At 61.1% G+C, this 22,431-nt stretch carries 20 protein-coding genes; 12 read left to right on the top strand and 8 right to left on the bottom strand.

From position 1 onward, the window contains the following. The first annotated feature begins 8 nt into the window (after nucleotides 1–8). The 8 genes from AAFN84_RS18725 (at nucleotide 9) to AAFN84_RS18690 (ending at nucleotide 7,176) form a co-directional block, all read left to right on the top strand. Entirely contained in the window at nucleotides 9–539 is a 531-nt protein-coding gene (locus AAFN84_RS18725) for a periplasmic heavy metal sensor (RefSeq protein WP_347516157.1), read from the top strand. A gap of 41 nt (nucleotides 540–580) precedes the next feature. Next, nucleotides 581–1,282, top strand: a complete 702-nt coding sequence (locus AAFN84_RS18720; protein WP_347516156.1) for a response regulator transcription factor — start codon at nucleotides 581–583, stop codon at nucleotides 1,280–1,282. Nucleotides 1,283–1,288: 6 nt separating this feature from the next. Further along, nucleotides 1,289–2,530, top strand: coding sequence for a HAMP domain-containing sensor histidine kinase (locus AAFN84_RS18715; RefSeq protein WP_347516155.1), 1,242 nt, complete (start codon nucleotides 1,289–1,291; stop codon nucleotides 2,528–2,530). 155 nt (nucleotides 2,531–2,685) lie between these two features. Then, entirely contained in the window at nucleotides 2,686–3,894 is a 1,209-nt protein-coding gene (repA, locus tag AAFN84_RS18710) for a plasmid partitioning protein RepA (protein WP_347516153.1), read from the top strand. Between the two features lie 82 nt (nucleotides 3,895–3,976). Continuing rightward, the gene (repB, locus tag AAFN84_RS18705) at nucleotides 3,977–4,972 is read left to right on the top strand and encodes a plasmid partitioning protein RepB (RefSeq protein ID WP_347516152.1); all 996 of its coding nucleotides are present in this window, start codon (nucleotides 3,977–3,979) and stop codon (nucleotides 4,970–4,972) included. Between the two features lie 191 nt (nucleotides 4,973–5,163). Further along, a complete protein-coding gene (repC, locus tag AAFN84_RS18700) occupies nucleotides 5,164–6,456 on the top strand; it encodes a plasmid replication protein RepC (RefSeq protein ID WP_347516151.1) in 1,293 nt (430 codons plus the stop codon). Between the two features lie 85 nt (nucleotides 6,457–6,541). Next, nucleotides 6,542–6,775 carry an AbrB/MazE/SpoVT family DNA-binding domain-containing protein gene (locus AAFN84_RS18695; protein ID WP_347516150.1) on the top strand — a complete coding sequence of 78 codons (234 nt, stop codon included), beginning with the start codon at nucleotides 6,542–6,544 and terminating at the stop codon, nucleotides 6,773–6,775. Beyond that, nucleotides 6,772–7,176, top strand: coding sequence for a type II toxin-antitoxin system VapC family toxin (locus AAFN84_RS18690; RefSeq protein WP_347516148.1), 405 nt, complete (start codon nucleotides 6,772–6,774; stop codon nucleotides 7,174–7,176). The genes AAFN84_RS18695 and AAFN84_RS18690 overlap by 4 nt, the downstream gene beginning before the upstream one ends. Before the next feature lies 1 nt (nucleotide 7,177). Here the strand turns inward: AAFN84_RS18690 and AAFN84_RS18685 are convergent, their stop codons facing one another. After that, nucleotides 7,178–7,414, bottom strand: coding sequence for a WGR domain-containing protein (locus AAFN84_RS18685; RefSeq protein WP_347516236.1), 237 nt, complete (start codon nucleotides 7,412–7,414; stop codon nucleotides 7,178–7,180). Nucleotides 7,415–7,594: 180 nt separating this feature from the next. On the opposite strand from AAFN84_RS18685, the gene kynU reads away from it, so the two are divergent. Then, a complete protein-coding gene (kynU, locus tag AAFN84_RS18680) occupies nucleotides 7,595–8,842 on the top strand; it encodes a kynureninase (RefSeq protein ID WP_347516147.1) in 1,248 nt (415 codons plus the stop codon). 15 nt (nucleotides 8,843–8,857) lie between these two features. On the opposite strand, the gene AAFN84_RS18675 is transcribed toward kynU, so the two are convergent. Beyond that, the gene (locus tag AAFN84_RS18675; RefSeq protein ID WP_347516235.1) at nucleotides 8,858–10,291 is read right to left on the bottom strand and encodes an aminotransferase class V-fold PLP-dependent enzyme; all 1,434 of its coding nucleotides are present in this window, start codon (nucleotides 10,289–10,291) and stop codon (nucleotides 8,858–8,860) included. 129 nt (nucleotides 10,292–10,420) lie between these two features. On the opposite strand from AAFN84_RS18675, the gene AAFN84_RS18670 reads away from it, so the two are divergent. From AAFN84_RS18670 to repB (AAFN84_RS18660), 3 genes are all read left to right on the top strand, one after another. After that, the gene (locus AAFN84_RS18670; RefSeq protein ID WP_347516234.1) at nucleotides 10,421–10,903 is read left to right on the top strand and encodes an Lrp/AsnC family transcriptional regulator; all 483 of its coding nucleotides are present in this window, start codon (nucleotides 10,421–10,423) and stop codon (nucleotides 10,901–10,903) included. Between the two features lie 144 nt (nucleotides 10,904–11,047). Then, a complete protein-coding gene (gene repA, locus AAFN84_RS18665; RefSeq protein ID WP_347516146.1) occupies nucleotides 11,048–12,253 on the top strand; it encodes a plasmid partitioning protein RepA in 1,206 nt (401 codons plus the stop codon). Nucleotides 12,254–12,328: 75 nt separating this feature from the next. Further along, complete coding sequence (repB, locus tag AAFN84_RS18660; protein ID WP_347516145.1) at nucleotides 12,329–13,309, top strand: plasmid partitioning protein RepB; 981 nt, start codon at nucleotides 12,329–12,331, stop codon at nucleotides 13,307–13,309. Nucleotides 13,310–13,318: 9 nt separating this feature from the next. Here repB (AAFN84_RS18660) and AAFN84_RS18655 read toward each other — a convergent pair whose 3' ends face one another. The 6 genes from AAFN84_RS18655 to phnY form a co-directional block, all read right to left on the bottom strand. After that, nucleotides 13,319–14,458, bottom strand: a complete 1,140-nt coding sequence (locus tag AAFN84_RS18655; RefSeq protein ID WP_347516144.1) for a site-specific integrase — start codon at nucleotides 14,456–14,458, stop codon at nucleotides 13,319–13,321. Between the two features lie 856 nt (nucleotides 14,459–15,314). Continuing rightward, nucleotides 15,315–17,327, bottom strand: a complete 2,013-nt coding sequence (locus tag AAFN84_RS18650; protein ID WP_347516142.1) for a putative 2-aminoethylphosphonate ABC transporter permease subunit — start codon at nucleotides 17,325–17,327, stop codon at nucleotides 15,315–15,317. A gap of 1 nt (nucleotide 17,328) precedes the next feature. Continuing rightward, nucleotides 17,329–18,483, bottom strand: coding sequence for a putative 2-aminoethylphosphonate ABC transporter ATP-binding protein (locus tag AAFN84_RS18645; RefSeq protein ID WP_347516141.1), 1,155 nt, complete (start codon nucleotides 18,481–18,483; stop codon nucleotides 17,329–17,331). 67 nt (nucleotides 18,484–18,550) lie between these two features. Next, complete coding sequence (locus AAFN84_RS18640) at nucleotides 18,551–19,570, bottom strand: putative 2-aminoethylphosphonate ABC transporter substrate-binding protein (protein WP_347516140.1); 1,020 nt, start codon at nucleotides 19,568–19,570, stop codon at nucleotides 18,551–18,553. Between the two features lie 277 nt (nucleotides 19,571–19,847). Further along, entirely contained in the window at nucleotides 19,848–20,963 is a 1,116-nt protein-coding gene (locus AAFN84_RS18635) for a TIGR03364 family FAD-dependent oxidoreductase (RefSeq protein WP_347516139.1), read from the bottom strand. 10 nt (nucleotides 20,964–20,973) lie between these two features. Beyond that, complete coding sequence (gene phnY / locus AAFN84_RS18630; protein WP_347516138.1) at nucleotides 20,974–22,431, bottom strand: phosphonoacetaldehyde dehydrogenase; 1,458 nt, start codon at nucleotides 22,429–22,431, stop codon at nucleotides 20,974–20,976.

Here is a 22,431-nt window from a genome sequence, read left to right as displayed (position 1 = left end):
TCAAGCACATGGAACAGGACAGGCAGGAAGACGCCATCACGCCGGAGATCGTCGAAACAAGCGGTAATGGTCGGAAGAAGTGGCTGATCGCCGGCGGCGTGGTCGTCCTTGCGGTAGCCGGCATCGGCGCGGCCGGTGCAATGGGCGCGGGTGATGGTGTCGGACGGTATGTGATGAGGGCGGGGATGGAACATGGTGGACACTTTGCCGGGCGCGGCTTGAATCGTGCATTTGAAGCCATTGATGCCACCGCCGAGCAGGAGGATCGTATCTGGACGATCATTGATGACACCCGCGCCGAGTTGCGTCCGATGATGCGTGATTTCCGCGATGCCCGCGAAAGCGTCATCGAAATCCTGGCTGCACCGACGATCGACCGGGCGGCTGCCGAGACGCTGCGCGCCGAGCGCATCGCGGCCATGGACGAGGCGTCGAAGAAGATGACGGCTGCGGTGCTGGAGGTGGCAGAGGTGCTCACTCCTGAGCAGCGCGCGACACTCGTCGAACGTTTTCAGGAGCGCGGATGGCGCGGCCGGTGATATGACGGCGTAACGCAGTTCTCGCAAGGAGCATTCCAGGCATGGCGGAGGAGATCCTGATCGTCGACGACGATACCCGGCTCTCCGCCATGCTGTCGGAATACCTGATCGGCAACGGTTATTCGGTGCGCAGCACGGCAACCGCGATGGCCGGCCTTGGCGAAATCAGGCGCAGCGCTCCCGACGCCGTCATTCTCGACGTGATGTTGCCGGATCTCGACGGCTTCGAGACCTGCAGGCGCATTCGTGCATTTTCGGACGTACCTGTCCTTATGCTGACGGCGAAGGGCGAGGATACTGATCGCATCGTCGGGCTGGAAATCGGCGCGGACGACTACTTGCCCAAGCCGTTCAATCCCCGCGAGTTGCTGGCGCGCCTGCGGGCCATCCTTCGCCGAAGAAGTGCTCCGGCACACGACGATGGCGTGATGCGTTTCGGCCGGCTCGAGATCGACCCTGATTCCAGGGCTGCGCGGGTCGATGGACAGGCTCGCCAGATGACCGGCCACCAGTTCGACATGCTGGTAGCTTTGGCCCAGAACGCAGGACGCATTCTGTCGCGCGACCAACTGATGGACAAGATCAAGGGCCATGGCGTCGAGGCATTCGACAGGTCGATCGACGTGCATGTTTCTCGTATCCGCGCGGCGATCGAAGACGACCCGAAACAGCCGCGACGCATCATCACCGTGCGCGGGGCGGGATACGTTTTTGCGCGACGACAGGACGAGGACGGCCAGTAGGCAGCAATGCGCAGAAATCTCTTTCTGAAAATCTACCTGACGCTTCTCGCCAGCCTTGTCGCGGTGGCCCTGGCCGGCGCGATCGTCGTGCACCTGTCCAACGACGAGGAAGATCGCTCCTGGCATGCGCGGCGCGACGCGTTTCTCGCGGATATGCTTCCCTCCGACACAGATCCTGCTGCAACCCGCATCGTCCTGGAGCGCCTGGGCAACGCGTTCGATGCGGACATCTCGCTGTTCGATGCTGGTGGCACACTGCGTACGGCTGTGGGGGCTCCGCTCCCCTTCCTTTCGCCTGCAGATTCAGCGTCGCGCAAACATGACGGCCAGAGGTTGATGACCGTGGAACTCGAGGATGGCCGCGTGCTCGTAGCGCGATTGGGACGTGGCTTCGGTCCCCCACGCACGGGCCCCTTCCTCTGGCTGGCACTTATTGCCGCTTTGACGGCGATGATAGCATGGCCGGTCGTACGCCATCTTACCAGGCGGCTAGAGCGATTGCGACGCGGCGTCGACACGTGGGGCGATGGCGATCTTGCCTTGCGGGTTCCGGTAGAAGGCAGTGACGAGGTAGCAGCGGTGGCACAGAGCTTCAACCTGGCCGCCGAGCGCATCCAAACGCTGGTGACGGCGCATCGCGCGCTGCTGGCAAACGCCAGCCATGAGCTGCGCTCGCCGCTGGCGCGCCTTCGCATGGCAATCGATCTCTATGAGCAAGAAGCGACGGACGCTCGCCGGCGCGAAATCGTGCGCAATCTGGCGGAACTGGACGACCTGGTCGAGGAGATCCTGCTGGCAAGCCGTCTCGAACACGTGACAGAGCTGCAGTACAGCGATCCTGTCGATCTGCTGGCGCTGACAGCAGAAGAAGCGACGCAATACGACATTGCGGTCTCTGGCGACGCGGTGACGGTCAAAGGCGACGCGCGGCTGCTCTCGCGTCTGGCGCGCAATCTCATACAGAATGCTGTTCGCCATGGCGCAATGCCGGTAACGGCGACAGTGACGCAGGTGGGGCAGATGGTTGAGCTGCGGATCTGCGATCGAGGTCCCGGCATCCCGGCTGCGGAAGGCGAGCGTGTCTTCGAGCCATTCTATCGACCGTCCGGCCATGGCGAGGGGCATGGCGGATGGGGATTGGGGCTTGCGCTGGTGCGACAGATCGCGATCCACCATGGTGGAGGCGTACGCTATGAGACCGCAACCGGCGGGGGTGCATGCTTTATCGTCTCGCTGCCGACAAAGTGATTCGCGCGCGGCGGCCAACATCTCTGGCCAGCATCTTCGCGTTAAGTTTCTGTTTACCTTAATCCTCTTGCCGGAATCAGGGAATCGTGACTATCGTTCCAGACGGATAGAGCGCGTCTGACGCTCTGAAAGCGTCTTGAACGAGTGACGACTGAATGAACGCCTTTGTGGAGATACCCGAAACGACGGCCGCGCGGATCACGCAGCGCGCCGAAGCGCTTTCGGCACGTCTCCGGGCTGTGGGCGAGCGTGTGTTTCCACCCACGGCGGAGAAGTCGCTACGCTCGTTCACCTCAGGCGAAGTCGCCCAGATCGTTGGCGTTTCTGATGGCTATCTGCGGCAATTGTCGCTTGATGGCCTCGGTCCTACGCCGGCGCTTGGGCCGACCGGCCGCCGCTCCTATACGCTCGAACAGATCAACGAACTGAGGGCCTACCTGGCGTCGGCGAGACCCAAGGAAGCGCTCAAGTTCTGGCCGCGACGCAGGCCCGGTGACAAGCTGCAGATCGTCACGGTCGCAAACTTCAAGGGCGGTTCGGCGAAGACCACCACGTCGGTTTATCTTTCCGAGGGGCTGGCGCTGAGCGGGCTGCGGGTGCTTGCGATCGATCTTGACCCGCAGGCATCCCTTTCCGCGATGTTCGGCTACCAGCCGGAGTTCGATATTCCGGAAAACGCAACGCTGTACGGCGCCATCCGATATGACGAGCGGCGCGTTTCGATGCGCGAGGTCGTCCGGCCGACCTACTTCTCCGGCATCAGCATCGTGCCGGGCAATCTCGAGCTCATGGAGTTTGAGCACCAAACTCCGCGCCACATGCTTCAGAACCGTGGCCAGCCGGAAGAGCTGTTCTTCCGGCGGGTGGCGCGCGCGATTGCCGAGGTTGAGGACGATTTCGACGTCGTGATCATCGACTGCCCTCCGCAACTCGGTTTCCTGACGATGGGCGCGCTGAACGCCGCCACTGGTATGGTCGTCACGGTTCATCCGCAGATGGTCGATGTCGCGTCTATGAGCCAGTTTCTGTTGATGGCGTCGGACCTCGTCTCGGTCATCGAGGAGGCGGGTGGCCAGCTCGACTATGACTTCATGCGATTTCTCATCACACGTCATGACCCGCGCGATGTTCCGGAACAGGAAATCGTCGCGCTTCTGCGCGACGTCTTCGGCAAGGATGTGCTTGCGGCCACCGCCTGGAAGTCAACCGCGATCGCCAATGCCGGCCTGACCAAGCAATCTCTCTACGAGCTTTCCCGCGGCGCCGTCGGCCGGTCAGTCTACGACCGTGCGATGGAGTCGATATCCGCGGTCAATGACGAAATCATGGACCTGATCTTCGCAGTATGGGGGCGGCGGCCATGAACCAGCGCCTGATCGCGAATTGCCGGATGTTGTCCGCTGACAACATCACCTCGCCTCCCCTGCCCTTCCCCGGATGGATGCGATGAGCAAGAGGACGCAATCCATCCGCTCCATGTTCTCGGTCGGACCTGAAGAGACGTTGTCTGCTGACAACAAGGCGCTGCCGCGCGTGACGTCGGGCGCCGTGCGTTCGCTCAAGGAAACGTTCTCCGAAGCTGAGCGCGATTACCAGTTGCTCCGCGACCAGCTTGCCAGCGGGTCTGTCGCGCTCAGGCTCGATACGGCCCTGATCGACCCCTCCCCTTTTGCCGACCGCTTCGACGAAGACGACGCGCAGTCTTTCGAAATGCTGAAGCAATCACTGTCCAGCCATGGCCAGGAAGTACCAATCCTCGTCCGGGAGAACCCGCAGGCGGCGGGCCGCTACCAATGCGCGTATGGGCATCGGCGCCTGCGCGCGCTCGCGGCGCTCGGACTGCCGGTCAATGCCTATGTGCGTCCGCTTTCCGACCAAGAACTCGTTCTGGCGCAGGGCATCGAGAATTCCGCGCGCGAAGATTTGAGCTTCATAGAGCGCGCGGTCTTCGCGATGAAGCTCGAGGATCAGGGATTTCAACGTACGGTAATCCAGTCGGCCCTGTCGGTCGATCGCGCAGAGGTGTCGAAGCTGGTCGCCGTCGCAAGAGCGGTTCCAGCCGATATCGTTGCAGCAATTGGTCGTGCGCCCAGGATAGGGCGTGGACGTTGGCAGGCTCTCGCAGACCTGCTTCAGCATGACGGCGCACAGCAGCGAGCACGGAAGGCGATCAATGCCGGTCGCCTTAGCACGCTGGTATCAGATGAACGTTTTGGTGCCATTCTTGGTGCAGCCAAACCGATAAGCGATCTTCCCAGGAAGACGCCGGCGCATGTCGCGCACAGCGACGAGGGGCGTGAGATCGCGCGTCTGACCCGCTCGACAAGACATTGCCGCATTCAGATCGACCGGGCGCAAGACGACGCGTTTGCCGACTTCGTCATGCGCAAGCTTCCGGAACTCTATTCCGATTATGCAAGCGAGAGGAGCAGCGAAGAATGAACGCATGCCGGCTGACGGCCGGCTGATGCCAAACAGCAAAAGAAAAAGGCCCCCGAAACTGGTCCGGAAGCCCTTCTCGATGTGTAGCAACTAAGAGAATCGCATTTCCCGGAATCACCGTCAAGAGTCTAATCGGACTCAAGCGCCTTTTCGGCGAGCAGATTTCTTTTGCCCGATCAAAGGTAGGGGAAATGCAAACCCATATAGCAACGACGCCTTTCGGGCGGCGAGCGATGTCGCTTGGCCAAATCTCAACGCAGGCAACGGCGCGAACACTCTCGCCGGATGCCGTAGAAAACAAATGGAAGCTGTTCCAGTGCATCCGAGAAGCCCGCGCGGCGCTTGGAGCTACGGACAGGGGGCTGGCGATCCTCAATGCGCTGCTTTCGTTCCATCCCGACACCACCCTGGCTGGTGACGGACCACTTATCGTCTGGCCATCGAATGAGCAGTTGAGTGCACGCGCCAACGGAATTTCGCCAGCGACGCTTCGTCGCCATCTGGCGAACCTCGTCGATAGCGGGTTGATCATCCGCAGAGACAGTCCGAACGGAAAGCGCTACGCCCGGAAGGGACGTGGCGGACAGGTCGAGCAGGCTTTCGGTTTCGACCTCACGCCACTTCTCGTGCGGGCCGATGAAATCCGCACGCTGGCGGAGGCCGTTCAGGCCGACAAAAGGGCATTTCGCGTTGCTCGAGAGCGGATGACGCTTCTGCGTCGTGACATCGTGAAGATGATCGATACCGCAATCGAGGAAAAGGTCCCTGGCGCCTGGGGCCGCATCCTGCAGCACTATCAATCGATCGTCGCGCCGTTGCCGCGGACGATGTCGATCGAGCTCATAGAGGCAACGTGTGGCGAACTCCAGGATCTCTGGGCGGACATCCGCGATGCACTGGAATCCTTTGCAGATTCAGAAAATATGAGCGCCAATGAGTCTCATTCTGCATCCCACAAACAGAATTCAAAAACAGATTACCAATCTGAATCTAAACACAGCTCAAGAAACAACACAGAAGCGAGCAGCAATGCCGAGGAAGCCGGCAACGTAGAACGCCTTCCAGATCGGGAGTTGCCATTGGGGATCGTTCTGGATGCGTGCCCGGCAGTCGCGGAGCTCGGCGGCGGGCGCGCGTTGAGGCACTGGCGCGATTTCGTTGCCATGGCGGAGGAGGTGCGTCCGATGCTGGGCATCAGTCCGAGCGCGTGGGCAGAGGCTGTCGACATTCTCGGGGCGCGGCAGGCGGCGATAACGCTGGCCGGCATCTATCAGCGCAGTGACCAGATCAACAATGCCGGTGGCTATCTGCGAAACCTGACGGATCGGGCAAGGGACGGCAAGTTCTCGACATGGCCGATGATCATGGCCCTGTTGCGGGCAAAAAGCGGCGAGGTGCGCACGAGCGCGGTCCTCGATCAAGAACCCGTCGATGCGATGTCCGATGCGTTGAAGCGCAGCCTTGAGAAGCGGAAATGGACGTAACGATGGTCGGGAATGAGGCCTTGAACTTGAAAGGCCGACCGCAAAGTAATACCTTCTCCGGGCGTGGTATTACAAGGGTTCCTCAATGAGCACGACGGTTACAGCGAAGGGGCAGGTGACCATTCCAAAGCCATTGCGCGATCTGCTTGGCATTGGCCCTGGCAGCAAAGTCGAGTTTCGACGGGGTGCAGATGGGAGCGTGGTGTTGGTCGCAGCCGATGGGAAAAAGCAACATAGCCGGTTCGCGGGTCTGCGCGGCCACGCTGGAAATGGGCTGTCCACGGACGAGATCATGTCGCTGACGCGTGGGGACGCGTGACTCTTGTCGACACGAACGTGCTGCTGGACCTCGTAACCAACGACGAGGTGTGGGCACAGTGGTCAATGGAGCAGCTGGAGGCGGCGAGTATGGAAGGACCGCTGCTGATCAACGATATCGTCTATGCGGAACTTTCCGTTCGGTACGACAGGATCGAGGCACTGGACGGTTTTGTCGCGGAGGCCGGGTTCCAAATGGCGCCAATGCCTAGAGCGGCGTTGTTCCTAGCTGCAAAGGCGTATTCCAGGTACCGTCGTTCAGGAGGAATGCGTAGCGGCGTATTGCCGGACTTCTTCATCGGCGCCCAGGCGGCAGTGAGTGCGATTCCGCTCCTGACCCGGGATGCCGGACGGTACGCGACATATTTTCCCACAGTGGTTTTGATCACGCCCGATGCATGAATCAGCGATATCCGCGTTGACGCTTTCGTCGTTCGTGGCGGCGAAATGCCAAAGTGGCCGTGGCGCGATCTGCGTGAAGTTCGATGATCTGTGAACCGAGGGTCCCGATGCGGCCCCAGCGGCGGGTGAGTGCAAGGTCGCCGAACAGCGATGGTTCTATCGAAAGCGCATAAAAGCGCGCCATGTTCCCCGCGGGGTCGATGCGATGAAGCAGGATCGCTTGATCTTGAATGTCCATGAACCGCAACATGATTGGGCCGAGAAGAACCGTCCAACGCATTCAATGAATCGGTCATGCCCCATCGATTCACGCGGATGATGGGTCGCGGAGCAGGGGGCGCTGGACGAGCCGGAGGATTTGCCGGTATGGCTGGGTGCATATCTAAAGGCCGCCGGCCCGCTCGAGGATGAAATCACGATGACTGCCACACCTGATCTCTCCGCAATCGAGACGATGGATTCCAACGACCCGCTGCGTCACCTGCGAGATCGCTTCACGCTGCCTGAAGGGCTGATCTATCTCGATGGAAACTCGCTTGGCGCCGCGTCGCCGGCCGCCTTCGCTGAACTCGAAATCGCGGCGAAGGATGAATGGGGAAGTGGCCTGATCCGGAGCTGGAACACGGCCGGATGGTTCGAGCTTCCCGTGGTGCTCGGTGACCGAATTGGGGCCCTCATCGGTGCCGGCCCCGGCCAGACGGTCGTTGCCGATACGACGTCGATCAATATCTACAAGGCGCTGCACGCGGCAATGGGGCTGCGCCCCGACCGCAAGGTGATCGTGGCCGAAGGCGGCAGTTTTCCAACCGACCTCTACATGGCCGAAGGGGTCATTTCCACCTTGCCGGGAACGACCATGCGGCTGGAGGGCGTGCATGCCCAGACCATCGAGGAACTGATCGACGACAGTGTCGCCGTGGTGCTCGTCAACCAGGTAAACTACAAGTCGGGCGCACTTCGCGACATGGCTGCGCTGACACGACGAGCGCACGAGGCCGGCGCAATAATCGTCTGGGATCTGTGTCATACGGCTGGCGCGCTGCCGATCTCACTCGACGACGTCAATGCCGATTTCGCGGTTGGGTGCACCTACAAATATCTCAATGGCGGGCCGGGCGCTCCCGCATTCATCTACGTCGCCGAACGGCATCTCGGCGCGGCCAGCCAGCCACTCAGCGGGTGGTGGGCCCATGCCCGCCCGTTTGCGATGGAGCGCGGTTTCGAAGCCGATACGGGCATCCGGCGTTTTCAGTGCGGTACACAATGCATGCTGTCGATGCGCGCGCTCAAGGGCGCGCTAGACATCTGGGACGACGTTGACCTCAACGCCGTGCGAGAAAAGAGCGTGGCGTTGACGGACCTGTTCATAGAACTCGTCGAGGAGAAATGCGCGGGCCTGGGCGTTACCTTGGAAAGCCCGCGCGACAGCGCAAAGCGAGGCAGTCAGGTCTCGTTCCTGCACGATAATGCATACGCGGTCATGCAGGCGCTGATCGAGCGCGGGGTCATCGGCGACTTTCGAGCGCCCACAACGCTGCGCTTTGGATTCACGCCGCTCTACATCGGATATCGCGAAGTCTGGGATGCGGCGACGATCCTCGAAGACGTGTTGCGCACGGAAGTTTGGAAAGATGATCGGTTCGCGGTTCGCGCCGCGGTGACATAGGGCAGGGCACTTCCGTCAGGCCGCTTTTGGCGAAAAGATCGCGCGCGCCGGGTCAACATCGTAACGCGAGGCGTAGGACGCCGCGTCTTTGGCCAGCTCGGCAATCGAGTCGAGAATGAAATCCACCTTCTCATCACTCATCAGGACGCTCAGGTTGAAGCGGGTGAAGCCCGGCTTCTCGACCTCGCGCCCTCGTCGTATGGCCTCGCGCATGGCGGTTGAACGGGTGGCGTCGATATCAAGCAGTCGATGGACGTAAGGACCGGCGCAGGCGCAGCCCCCACGCGCCTGGATCCCGAAGCGATCGCTGAGCATCCGCGTCACGAGTTGCTGATGCACAAAGCCGCCCTTCCCGTCCCGGACCCGGAACGAGAAGATCGGAAGCCGCGGCGCAATTCTCGAACCGAGCAGGTCGAGTGTGTCCATCCCCGACAATCGCTGCATCCCGCGCTGCGCGAGCTCGGCGTTGCGGTGCGCCATGAGGTCGATGCCAACGGAATCCTTCACGAGGAAGGTGAGGGCGGCGCGGATGTCACCAACCACATTGGGCGTACCTGCCTCTTCGCGCGCTTCGAGGCTGTCGCTGTAGTCGTGTCCCCAGGGCGAGACGAATGTGACGGTGCCACCGCCGGGCCATGTCGGCCTGGCTGAAACGACGGCGTCCCGCCGAACGATCAGAATGCCGGATGCGCCGGGTCCGCCGATGAATTTGTGTGGTGATATGACGATCGCGTCGATGGGGCAGTCGTTGGCCGGCGTCATATCGATCGGCAGGTACGGTCCGGCACCGGCATAGTCCCAGACAATCTTCGCTCCGGACGCCTTTGCAAGCCGCGTCACCGCCGCCACGTCCGACACGATGCCCGTGACGTTGGAGGCGGCGGAGAACGCGCAAATCGTCAGCTCCTCAGGCGTTTGGTCGTCAAGTGCCGACTGCAACTGGGCAAGGTCAGGCCCACCTTCCGGCGTCTCTTTGATCTCCACCATCTCCGCCCCGCATTCACGCCAGGGCAGGATGTTCGAGTGATGCTCGTAGGGACCGACCATGACGCGAACGCGTCTCTTCGCGCGTAGAGCATCCGCGATGCCGAGCAAGCTCACAAGCCGGTTGATCCCTGCCGTCGCACCGCTGCCTGCGAAGATGACGGCGTGGTCAGGGCCTGCATTGCAACTGCTGGCGATCGCTGTTCGTGCTTCGCGGCGCATCCTCGTCATGAAGCCGCCGCAGTAGGACGCCTCGGTATGGCTGTTGGCGTAATACGGTAGCACGTTCTCGAGGATGAAACGCTCAACCTGCATAAGCGCGCGCCCCGAGGCGACATAGTCGGCATAGACCAGCTTGCGCTCTCCAAACGGTCCGATGATCGCGGCGTTCTCACCAATCAGACCGCTGCGAAGTTCCTCAACCAAAGCAGGGGAGGCGAGGCTGTTGCGAAATTCCTGAAGCAGCGAGCAAGTTTGTGACGGGGTGTTGGGAAGCACGGCTGATCGATCCATTTGATATTGATGCAATCATATCATCGACGAGTGGAAGAGAATTCGCTTGTTTTGAGGAATGACCACCCTACTATCGTTCAAATGAGCGACGACGGGCCAAAAATCGATCAGATTGATCGAAGGATCATAAGCTGCCTGCAGCGCGACGCATCGATGTCGCAGCGAGAACTGGCGGAGCGGGTGGGCCTGTCTCAGAATGCATGCTGGCGCAGGTTGCAGCGGCTTCGCGCGGACGGGGTTCTGGCTGAGGCACATACGCGCGTCAATCTGGATGCGCTGGGACTTGATCTGACTGTCTTTGTCATGGTGCGGACACGGCATCATTCCGTCGAATGGGCGGACAAGTTCCGTGCCCATGTAGAGCGTCTGCCCGAGGTGACCGGCTTCTACCGGATCGGCGGGGACTGGGACTATCTGATCAAGGTGGTGACACGCGGCATGAAGGGTTACGACGCCTTCTACCGCAAGGTGACGACAGACTTTGATCTTGCAACGGTGACCGGCTTCTTTTCGATGGAGGCGATCATTGACGATCGTCCGGTAGACGTCAGCCTTGTGCGATAGGCCCTTCGTCCAGCGGGTCCCCGTTATCACTTGCGCTGTGATTTTGGCAAAAGCGGCTTTCCACACCTGCGGGAATCATTGATAGTAATCACGCTTTGGCGCCGAGGCGGTGCGGAAAAGCGTTATTCCCGGATGGTGGACCTTTTGACGATCCCAAAGCAAGCGCCGGCTGAACCGGATTTCGCTCAGGAAATTCTCGAGCAGGGCGAACTGATCTCCGACAAGCTGCACATGCTGCGGCTGGAACAATACCCGCCGAACGCGGAGAAGGGGCTGAGGCTGTTCTCGTCGGCGGAGGTGGCCGAGTTTCTCGGTGTCACCCAGAACCACATCAAGAAGCTTCATCTCGAAGGCAAGGGGCCGGAACCGCTCGTCTCCGCATCGGGCCGCCGCAGCTACACCGTCGACCAGATGACAGAGCTGCGCCAGTTCCTCGACAAGCATGGCCGCAGCGACTTCAAGCGCTACGTCCCGCATCGCCGGCAGGGCGAAGAGATGCAGGTCATTTCCGTCGTCAACTTCAAGGGAGGCAGCGGCAAGACCACCACCACGGCCCATCTAGCGCAATATCTCGCACTCACAGGACATCGGGTGCTGGTCATCGATCTCGACCCGCAGGCATCATTGACCGCGCTGCACGGTATCCAGCCCGAACTCGACAAGAATCCGTCGCTGTTCGAGGCTTTGCGCTATGACGAGCATCGCCGGTCGATAAAGGACGTGATCCAGAAGACCAACTTTCCCGGCCTCGACATCGTGCCCGCAAATCTCGAGTTGCAGGAATATGAATACGAAACGCCGCTGGCCGCCGCCAACAGCAGCTCGCCAGAGGGGCGCGTCTTTTTTACCAGGATCAGCAAGGCGCTGACCGAGGTCAACGACCGCTACGACGTCGTGGTCATCGACTGCCCGCCGCAACTCGGCTACCTCACCCTGACGGCGCTGACCGCGTCCACCTCGGTGCTGATCACCGTGCATCCGCAGATGCTCGACATCATGTCGATGAGCCAGTTCCTGCTGATGCTCGGCGGCATCCTGCAGTCGATCCGGTCGGTGGGGGCGCAGGTCAGGCTCAACTGGTTCCGCTATCTCGTCACCCGCTATGAGCCCACGGACGGCCCGCAGGCGCAGATGGTCGGCTTCATGCAGGCGATGTTCAACAAGCGTCTGCTGACCAACCAGATGGTCAAGTCGACCGCGATATCGGATGCAGGTATCACCAAGCAGACCCTCTACGAAGTGGAGCGAAATCAGTTCACGCGCAGCACCTATGATCGGGCGATGGCGTCGCTCAATGCCGTCAATGGCGAGATCATGTCGCTGATTCACAAGGCGTGGGGCAGGCGATGATGATCTTGACAGCCGTGCAAATTGCCGAAAAGCGGCGTGAAATCAGTGGCATCGGGCGAATTTAGGAGCATCGGCATGGCCAGGAAGCATCTCTTGTCCAACATCGGCAATCCACAAGTCGGGGAGGGTGGCATTGCGAAACCGTCGGAGTCCCGAGCGGAATACGCCCGCAGGGGGGCCTCGCGGTCGATGATGCAGACGCTGGATGAGATGGCGGAAAACTCGATGCGGTTGCTTGAAGGGGATGCGATCGTGCAGCTCGACCCTTCGCTGCTCGATCCGTCACCCTATCAGGACCGGTTGGAAGAAGACGAGGAGGCGTTCGACGCGCTGGTAAGCGCCATCCGCGAGGCTGGCCAGAACTCGCCGATCCTCGTGCGGCCGAACCCGGACGATGCCGGCCGGTTCGTGATCGTCTATGGCCATCGCCGTGCAAAGGCCGCGCGCCAGCTCGGCGTCGCCGTCCGAGCGGTGATCAAGCCACTCGAGGAAATCAGCCACGTCATCGCGCAGGGCCAGGAAAACACGGCCCGTGCGGATCTCACCTTCATCGAGAAGGCGCTGTTTGCGCGCAAACTGATGGGCGCGGGGATCTCCAAGGACAATGTCAAAAAGGCATTGACCGTCGACGACACCCTCTTGTCACGGATGCTCGCGGTTGCCGAAAACGTGCCCGCGCCGGTGCTCGATGCGGTTGGCGCGGCCAAGGGTGTCGGCCGCGACCGGTGGGAGGATTTGAAGAAGGCCTTGCTTCACCCTGCGCGCGCGGGTGCCGCGCTGGATTTTGTCGCGCAGGGCGGCTTGGACAATCTGGAGGCGGAGCAGCGCTTCAACGCGTTGCTTGATGCCGTGACCAAGATGCGCAAGCGCAAGCCGGCTGCATCGCGCGCGGAGGAGCGGAGATGGACGGTTGCGGGCAATGCCGTCCAGGTGGCGGTCAAGGATGCGGGGCGCACCTATTCGATCGAGCTCAAGGCCAAGGATGCCTCCGGTTTTGGCACATTCGTGTCGGAAAACCTCGATCGCCTCTATGACGAATATCGTGCGCGTAAATGACTGGTAAGGTTACAGGCCGCTCGCCTTGGTGAGGTTGACACGAAAGCGATCACGGCGGCGCTGGTATTTGCGGGTCATCTCGGCTGAGGCATGCCCGAGCTGCTTCTGTACGTAGCGCTCGTCGACTTCCGCGGAGGAAGCCAGGCCGGCGCGTAGCGAGTGGCCGGAAAAGAGCTTTTGCCGCTCGCCTTCGTCCAGATCGCCCCGGACGCCCGCTGCCATTGCCGCGCGTTTGACGAGGCGGGCGACCTCCTGGTCGTTCAGGCGTTCGGCGCCAACCGTCTTTCCCTGGCCCTTGACGCGCCGAAACAGCGGGCCGTGCGCAATGCGCGCCAGTCGCAGCCAGGTCTTTAGCGCTTCGACGGGGCAGGTGGCATCCGAAGAGCCGCGGCCGACTTCCACTTCCCTCCATCCCGTCTTGCCACGCAAGGTGACGAGCATTCCCTTGTCGAATATCTCGATCCAGCCACGGCCGTCGTCGGTCTGGTCGCGACCGATGTCGAGCCCCACGATTTCGGAGCGGCGCAGGCCGCCGGTAAAGCCGAGAAGCAGCATGGATCGGTCGCGCAAGCCGCGCAGCGTTCCACGATCCAGCGTTTCCAGCATGGCGATGAGATCCTCCGGCAGGATAGCTTCCTTCTGTCGGGGTGGAGCTGCATGCCGGTTGCGAATGCCGGCCATCACGGTGGCTATGTGGCGGTCGCGGCGGTCAAGCGGCAGCGCACGCTGCGCATAGTTCCATGACAGCGAGGAAAGCCGCCGCTCGATGGTTGAGACGGAGTTGGCTTTCCGGTCTCCCGATGCGGTTCCCGCGGCGCAGGCGGTGATATAGAGACCGACCGTCTGCGGGTCCGGCGGCAGCAGGGGCAGGCCCTGGCGACGGCACCAACTGGCAAAATGCTTCCAGTCAGCAGCATATGCGCGCCGCGTGTTGGGCGAACTCGCAGCCTCGACATAGGCGCGGGCACGTGTTGCAAGATCTTCCAGGTGGGCGGGTGTTGTAGTTGCGGCAGCAGAAAGCGCGGTTTGATCCGGCGCAGTTTTGGCGCCAGCGGGACCGTTGTCTGTCTCGGCAGGCGAAGCCTGGCCCATCGCCATAACCACGTCGACGATGTCGGGCAGATCATCCGGTTCACGCGCGTCGGTCATGGCGTAGGGCTCCTGAGTTCAGGCAGCAGATTTTGTCGAGGTGCCGCTAATTCGAGGGTCATTCCCCCGGGAACGCCAACTGTCGCGCCTCGTGCAGAGGTAGGTGCCTGTTTAGATTCGATCCAGTATAGTCTGGTAAAAGGTACGCGTGTGATTGAGCAGCCCGGTAAATGGCCGGTTTTCGGCGTTCCGCTCGGCCAGAAAGGCAATTTTCGAACGCTACGCGAGTGTGAATGATAATGCAAGATTATCGTTCGTTACAGGGTCGCGACGAGCGGTGCGGTTTAATGGCCATGTTAGTGAACGAACCGCGCGAGCGCTCATGCTGGTCATCGATTGTTCTGCGACTCAGACTTTTTTCGCGTGGCCCATGGCCGCTGGAAGCCGCTCGTCGAGCGCTTGGCGGCACCTGGCGAACAAGACGTGGCGAGCCTCGTATGCGGTGAAGTGTGAAAGAGGCCGGGAAGCGCCGCCTGCAACTCTTGATGCACGACAGGCGAGCCATATCGCCGCTCCAGCAGATGGTACAGGCCATCCAACAGGGCACGCGCTCCGTCTTCACCTGTCGTCAGTCGGAAGGACCGGTGGCTGTCGTCGTGTCGCTCCCCGAGCAGCGCGTTTATGTCTATCGCAACGGCATCCGCATCGCTATATCGCCACGCGAAACCTCTGGGTTCCTGCAGGTGCTCATCTTCTCAACGACTGGGCAGGGTTCTTCTTCGTCTTCGAATGGGGTCACGTCCCGATCGGCCCAGGCGGATGACAGTCTGAACCCTTGTCAGGTGGTCACCGCTCGCGTCCGTATACTTGCTTGTCTTCCGGCACCAGAACGACGTGGTTCGGCCGCATCAACGGCTTATCGCCCGCGCCAGGCCTGGGATCTTCTCAACAGAAGGCGTGACACCATTCCATGGATGAGACGCGCCAGGACGTTGGTGTAAAAGATCATCATGCCCATGGCCGCGGCCGGTGCGATGTCGCCGGCGTCATCCATGTTGAGCACCGCGACCGAGGCAAGCTGCGTATGTGTCGAATAAAGGAACACGACCGCGGACACGGTCGTCATGGCGTTGACGAAGAGATAGATGGAGATGTCCAGGATCGTGGGAAGTGACACCGGCACAGTGACCCGAAAGAACAATCGGTGAAACGGCTGCTTGAGCGAGGCGGCTACCGGCTCAAATTCGCGATCCATCTGGTTGAGCGACGTGAGAGCGGTGAGATGTGACACCGTGTAGAAATGGGTGATCGTCGAAATCACCAGGATCGCCATGGTACCATAGAGCGCGTTGAGCGGGTTGGCAGGGTCGTTGAAGAAGAAGATGTAGGCAAGGCCGAGCACCATACCCGGTACCGCCATGGGCAGCATCGCCAAAAACTGGAACAGTGTGCGGCCGGCCGTAAAGCCGTCGGTCTTCTCGACCATGTAAGCGCCGACGAAGACGACGATCGTGCCGAAAACCGCCGTTAGCAGGGCCATCACGACGGAGTTTGTATAGGCTCCCCAGCCGCCGCCATCCATAAGGTCGAAACGGAAATTGTTCAGGCTCGGGGTCATGTCGTAGGGCCAGAACCTGACCGTGGCGGCCAGTTGGCAGACGCCGATCATGGTGAGGATGAACAAAGCGATGGCGGCGCAGTAGACAAAGCAGAGCGCATCGAAGGGCCGGTCGGGTTTCGGACGGTAAGGAACCGATCTCGCCGAAAGCAGCGCCACCTGTTTCCGGCGGATTCCACGGTCGACAAAAAATGCGGCAATCGCGGGCACGAGGAGCACGACCGCCACCACCGCACCCATCTCAAAATTCTGCTGGCCGATAACCTGCTTGTAGATGTCGACCGCCAGCATGTTGTATTGCCCGCCAATGACCTTCGGCAGGCCGAAATCGGTGATCACCATCGTGAAGACCACGAAGGCTGCGGAAATGATGCCGTAGCGCGCTCCCGGAATCGTGACAGTCCAGAAGGTGCGCCATTTGCTGGCTCTAAGCGATTCCGCCGCTTCGTAGTGGCGCTGATCTGCTATCGCGAGGGCGGTCGAGATGATCATCAGCGCGTGTGGGAGCGTGAAGAAGACGGAGCCGATCACGATCCCGATGGGACCGTAGATCGAATGGCCCATCATCAGCCCCTTGAGCAGGCCCTGGTTGCCGAAGAGGTAGACCAACGCGATGCCCGGCAGGAGCGAGGGGACAAGGATCGGAATGATCATCACCAGCCGGAACAGTCCCTTGAACGGCATGCAGCTTCGATGCAGCGCATAGGCGAGTCCAAAGGCGATGCCGATCACGATCACCGTGCTGACCACGCCGATGAACACCGAGTTGGTTACCGACTGGGCCAGCGCGGGCGTCGAGAAATAGGTGACGAAATTGTCGAGCCCAGTTGAGGAGACAGGGCGCAACACGACGCGGCGAAACGTGTTGGAATCCAGCTCGGTCCATTCCGTGCCGCGCCTCAGCTCCGATCCGATGAGATAGGCTGCGTCGCCGGTCGTACCGCGAATACGATACATCACGGGGCTGCGGAAGTTGAAGTCGGAGAAAAGGGGAGTCACGGAAAGCCGCCCGTCGGACCCTGTCGACAAGTCTTCGAGCCCGATTGCGCCCACCTCCGCGTTGAGGTCGGCAACGGTCCTCGGCTCGCTCCAGACAGTGCCGCTATCGTCACTGCGCTGAATCTCGAAGATCGAGAGGTCGAACTGGTATGTCGAGACGGACTTCGAAAGCAGCACGTAGAGCGGGGCGGCAAGCGCGACGAGAAGATAGAGCGAAATGACGATCAGCAGACCGCGCTTAAGCAGGTCATCTCCCGACACCTGCAGGCGCAGCGTGCGACCACCAGGCAAACCGAGCGCGTTGGCAGCCATGTCAGGCGTCCTTCGGGAAGACCAGCACCCGATCGCGGGGGAGCTCCACCCGCATCGAGGTGCCGACCGCGATGTCAAGGCGCCGGACGGCGTTGATCGAGAAGTCCGCGATGAGCAGCCGGTCGCCGAAGCGAGGCGACGCTAGTCGTGTGCGCCAGAATCCGCCGAGGAATTCCATCTCGCGCACGTCGACGTCAACGAGGTTCTCGGCCTCGCCATCCGTGAGCGCGTGGGGGATCGTGTCGACCGGGCGGATTACCGCCACGACATCCGTTCCTGGTCGATACCGCGTCTCGCCACAAGCCAGTTCGGTCGCGCCGAAAGATACGGTGCCGTTGGCGAGCATCTTCCCAGGAAACTGGTTGGTTTCCCCGATGAAATCGGCGACGAAAAGCGTCTCGGGATGGCGATACACTTCCGTCGGAGAGCCTACCTGCTCGATGACGCCGTGGTTCATCACCACGATGCGGTCCGCCATAGCGAGCGCTTCTTCCTGATCGTGCGTCACCATGATCGTGGTCACGCCAAGCTTGCGCTGCAACTCCTTGATCTCGTGTCGGAGATGAACGCGCACTTTTGCATCGAGCGCGGAGAGGGGTTCATCAAGGAGGAGAAGCCCCGGAGAGATAGCGATGGCGCGTGCGAGCGCTATGCGTTGCTGCTGGCCGCCAGAAAGCTGTGCCGGGTATTTCTTTGCCTGGCTGGCGAGGCCAACGAGGTCGAGCAATCCCGCCACGCGCTCATCGATTTCGGCTCGAGGGCGACCGGAATTCTCAAGCCCGAACGCGATGTTCTTCTCGATCGTGAGATTGGGAAACAGTGCATAGGACTGGAACACGATGCCGTAGTCACGCTTCGATGGCGGAAGGGTGGATATGTCTCTTCCGCCCTGATGAATCGTGCCGCGTGTCTGAAGGTCCAGTCCGGCGATGGCCCGCAGAAGGGTCGTCTTTCCGCAGCCGGAAGGGCCGAGAAAGCAGACGAATTCACCCTCTGCAATGGAAAGCGAGACGTCTTTCAGCGCAATGAAGTCGCCAAAGCTCTTCCAGACGCCGTCGATCTGCAGATAGGCGGGTTTCACGCTGTCAACCTCAGTCGTTTTATGCGCGAAGCTTACCGGCGCAGCGTTGGCTCCGGCTACCGTCTCGTGTTTCATCCGACTGCCCCGATCCGGGAGAAGACTTCCGGGCGCCGGTTGTCCGGCGCCCGACGGATTTTCAGGATCAGCTCTTCGGCTCTGACTTTGCGTCGTAGCGCTTCTGCCATTCCGCAAGGATCGCCGCGCGGTTGTTCGCGGCCCACTCGAAGTCGTTGTCGATCATTTTGGATGGGATGTCGGTCGGCAGGTGCTCAACCGGCTTCGCGATGCCCGGATAGGCGACGACAGCATAGCCGACATTGTACATTTCGTTGGCTTCCTTGGTGACTGACCAGTCGACCAACTGTTGTGCTGCCTCGAGGTTTGCCGTGCCTGCAATAATTGCGGTCGCCTCTGCCTCCCACCCGGAACCCTCCGACGGGAAAATGATGTCGATCGGTGCGCCGGCTTTCTTGGCGTTGGCGCCCGGGAACTCGAAGGAGACGCCAATGACAGTCTCGCCAGCCGCAGCCATCTTGCAGGGCTTGGAGCCCGAATGGGTGTAGGCCGCAATATTCTCGTGCAGACCGTCCATGAATGTCCAGGCTTCCTCTTCGCCGAACATCTGGATCCACGCGGAGACGTCGAGGAAGCCGGTGCCTGACGAATTCGGGTTCGGCATGACGACGTGGCCCTTGTATTCGGCCTTGGTCAGGTCAGCCCAACTCGTCGGCGGCGCGAGCCCGAGCTTCTCCGCCTCGACGGTGTTGAAGCACAAGGCAGCGACATAGGCATCCATGCCCACCCAGTTCGGTGGGGTGGAAGAGTCGACGAACTTCGGATCGAGGTTTTCCACGCCTTTCGGTGCGTAAGGCTCCAGCATCCCCTCGCTTTTCAGGAGCAGGAGAGAAGTCGCGGCCACGCCCCAAACGACATCTGCCTGGGGGTTGTTCTTCTCGGCAAGGAGCTTGGCGGTCATCACGCCCGTCGAGTCGCGAACCCAGTTGATCTTGATGTCGGGATTGGCAGCCTCGAAGGTCTGCTTGTAGCGGTCGAGATCGACGGCCTCGACCGAGGTATAGACGGTGAGTTCCGTTTGCGCGTAGGCCGAAGACATCGACAAGACGCCGGCGAGTGCGGTGAGAGCGAATGCGGTTGATTTCATCACTTTGGTTCCCCGTTCTTTGACATGAACTGCTTGGCAGCCGGACGCCAGCGAATCGCACGCTACCCGGTCTTGACGCCGGTCGATCTCGTCCATGAAGCGATCGTGGGGAAACGATCTTGATAAGTAAAATCTATTTATTCGATGCTATCATAGGCTGGCGCGATGATTTTCTCGAACGCGCTTTGCGCCTCACCTTGCAGGCCCGACAGGAAACCCTCGGACCAGTTGTCGTGTTGAAATCTGGGGGACGCCGTGAAAGCGATCAGTGTAATCGTCAGTTGCCGAACAGGTCTTCGATCGTTTCTTCGCCAATGGCGAATGCCGTGCTTGCGCCTGTACCACTGGTGATCATGACGAGACGCGCATCGTCGTCGAGCGTTTCGCGCAAATGCGCGTGCATGGGTGAGGATGCGTAGGTGCCGGTCCATCGCGCGCAGACGCGCGTCGTCATCGCAAATACCCTGCCGAACTCCCGCAGGATCATGTCGTCTACCGCGCCTGATCCGAACGGGTCGGGCGTTTGCGCATAGTGATGAGAATCGCCGACGACGAGCGAGCCGTCGGCGCTCTGCACGGCAATCATATGGACGCCGTTTTCGAGCAGCGCGGGACTGTCCTGGAGAAGCCTGGCGCGTAGTGCGTCGGCCTCCGGCAGGCAGGAGTAGCCACCATAGCGAATGAGGCTGAGATCGGACACGACGGCGGATCCCAGGGAAGGTCCGCCGGGCGCCAGCCGCAGCATCTGGAGCTTGCAGCGAGTCACCTCGTGTTGCGCGATGACGGATGGGAAGAGACCGACCAGATCGTCGCCCGGACAAATCACGGACCGACGTGCCTGTATGACGCCAGCGCTGGTTTCCAGCCTGCCTTCGCCAACAGCGTGGACATGACAACCAAACCTGAACTCGACCTTCCACCGATCACGAAGATGAGCTGCGATGCGGGGGATCGCCTCGCGCGACTCCACCCTGATTTCCATAGGGCTGAAGAGGCCGCCGCGCAGGCCATCCGGGTTGAGCCCGGGTTGGCGACGATGCATCTCCTCGGCGGTCAAAAGAGAGCAGCCCGCACCCTGCGGGCTTGTAACAAAGGCCTCTAGAAGGTGGACGGCCTCCTGGCGCTGAGCCGCCACCAGCAGGCCGCGATGCAGGATGTTGATGCCGGCTGAAACGGCCAGTTCGAGCCAAATCTCTCGCGAACGTTCCGCCAGCCTGCGCTGTCGACCCGGCTCTTCGCCCGTGACCACAACAAGGCCGAAATTGCGGATCGAAGCGCCATTGGCCTGCGCGTCGCGGTCGATGACGACGACGCTCAGGCCGCGTTTCGCGGCGGCGAGGGCGTGGGCCAGCCCGACGATGCCGGCGCCGACGACGGCGAGATCGTAGGTCAACGCCGCAAGCTCACCACGGCAGGGAGAACGTCTTGACGTTGGTGAAGCTCTTCATCGCTTCGATCACGCCTTCCTTGTATCCGTTGCCGCTGTCCTTGATGCCACCGAACGGGCTCATCTCGATGCGGTACCCGGGCACTTCCCAGATGTTGACGGTCCCGACATTGAGGCCGGCGATGTATTTCTGCATCCGGCGATAGTCGTTGGTGCAGACGCCCGAGGACAGTCCGAAGGCGGTCGAGTTGGACAGCGCAATGAGAGCGTCGTCGTCGTCCGGGGCACGGATGATCGGCACGATCGGCCCGAACGTTTCTTCCATGACGAGTTCCGAACCATGCGGAACGCGATCGACGACGATCGGAGGCAGGAGGGCGCCGCGACGACCGGGATTGTAGAGGATCTCGGCGCCGGCCTCCGCGGCCATGTGAACGCGCTGTTCGAACAGGGCAGCAGCCTTTTCGTGGACGACCGTTCCGAGTTGCGTCGCCGCATTCATCGGATCTCCGAAGACGATCTTCCGCGCCCGCTCCAGTACCATCGGCACGAAACGGTCGGCCACCTTTTCCTGGACGAGGATGCGCTTGACCGCGGTGCAACGCTGGCCGGAGTTCTTCGTCGCTCCGGCCACTGCCAGGTCAGCCGCTTTCGCCAGATCGTCATCCGACAGATCGTTGAGAATGATCAATGGGTCGTTGCCGCCGAGTTCGAGCACCTGGCGTTTGTATCCTGCCTTCGATGCGATCATTTTGCCGACCGGCACACCGCCCGTGAAGGTGATCAGATCGATGTGGGGGTTGGTGATCATCTCGTCGCCAATGTCCTTCGGCCATCCGGTGACGACCGAGAGCATCTGGGGCGGCAGGCCCGCCTCATAAAGAATGTCGGCGAGGATGAGCGCCGTCATGGGTGTCAGTTCCGTCGGCTTGACGACGATGCAGTTGTTGGTGGCAATCGCTGGCGCGATCTTGTGTGACACCATGTTGAGCGGGTGATTGAACGGCGTTATCGCCGATATCGCGCCCAACAAGGGGTCGCGCGTGGTGAAAATCTTGCGTTGTTTGCCGTGCGGAATAAGGTCGCAGGAGAAGATTTGGCCGTCATCGTGGAGGCAAAGCTGCCCGGCCAGCGTGAACACGTCGAAGGCGCGGCCAACCTCATAGAGCGAGTCCTGCTTGGAGATACCAAGTTCCCGGGTGACGAGGTCGGAGATCTCGTCCTTGCGTCCGTCGAGGAGCTCCGCAGTCTTCAGAAGAATACGCTGTCGATCGTATCGGGTGAGGGTGGGCCTGTAGGCCGCGGCGATATCGAACGCGCGTCGGGCATGTTCGGCGCCCCCGGCGGGTACCGTGCCGACCACCGTATTGTCCCAGGGATAGCGAACCTCCACAAGGCCGTCCGCCTCTACCTTCTCGCCGGCGATCCGCATCGGCTCGTGACGGACCTTGATCGCTGTTTCAGCCTTGCTCAT

This window comes from Mesorhizobium sp. CAU 1741, assembly GCF_039839275.1.
Lineage (GTDB): Bacteria > Pseudomonadota > Alphaproteobacteria > Rhizobiales > Rhizobiaceae > Aerobium.
The sequence above is the reverse complement of the archived record's forward strand: the minus strand, read 5'-3'. Positions and strand labels throughout refer to the sequence as shown.

Coding starts and splice junctions, on each gene's coding strand:
- AAFN84_RS18725 (WP_347516157.1), top strand. CDS start 9: ATGGAACAGGACAGGCAGGAAGACGCCATCACGCCGGAGATCGTCGAA.
- AAFN84_RS18720 (WP_347516156.1), top strand. CDS start 581: ATGGCGGAGGAGATCCTGATCGTCGACGACGATACCCGGCTCTCCGCC.
- AAFN84_RS18715 (WP_347516155.1), top strand. CDS start 1,289: ATGCGCAGAAATCTCTTTCTGAAAATCTACCTGACGCTTCTCGCCAGC.
- repA (WP_347516153.1), top strand. CDS start 2,686: ATGAACGCCTTTGTGGAGATACCCGAAACGACGGCCGCGCGGATCACG.
- repB (WP_347516152.1), top strand. CDS start 3,977: ATGAGCAAGAGGACGCAATCCATCCGCTCCATGTTCTCGGTCGGACCT.
- repC (WP_347516151.1), top strand. CDS start 5,164: ATGCAAACCCATATAGCAACGACGCCTTTCGGGCGGCGAGCGATGTCG.
- AAFN84_RS18695 (WP_347516150.1), top strand. CDS start 6,542: ATGAGCACGACGGTTACAGCGAAGGGGCAGGTGACCATTCCAAAGCCA.
- AAFN84_RS18685 (WP_347516236.1), bottom strand. CDS start 7,414: ATGGACATTCAAGATCAAGCGATCCTGCTTCATCGCATCGACCCCGCG.
- kynU (WP_347516147.1), top strand. CDS start 7,595: ATGACTGCCACACCTGATCTCTCCGCAATCGAGACGATGGATTCCAAC.
- AAFN84_RS18670 (WP_347516234.1), top strand. CDS start 10,421: ATGAGCGACGACGGGCCAAAAATCGATCAGATTGATCGAAGGATCATA.
- repB (WP_347516145.1), top strand. CDS start 12,329: ATGGCCAGGAAGCATCTCTTGTCCAACATCGGCAATCCACAAGTCGGG.
- AAFN84_RS18655 (WP_347516144.1), bottom strand. CDS start 14,458: ATGACCGACGCGCGTGAACCGGATGATCTGCCCGACATCGTCGACGTG.
- AAFN84_RS18650 (WP_347516142.1), bottom strand. CDS start 17,327: ATGGCTGCCAACGCGCTCGGTTTGCCTGGTGGTCGCACGCTGCGCCTG.
- AAFN84_RS18645 (WP_347516141.1), bottom strand. CDS start 18,483: ATGAAACACGAGACGGTAGCCGGAGCCAACGCTGCGCCGGTAAGCTTC.
- AAFN84_RS18640 (WP_347516140.1), bottom strand. CDS start 19,570: ATGAAATCAACCGCATTCGCTCTCACCGCACTCGCCGGCGTCTTGTCG.
- phnY (WP_347516138.1), bottom strand. CDS start 22,431: ATGAGCAAGGCTGAAACAGCGATCAAGGTCCGTCACGAGCCGATGCGG.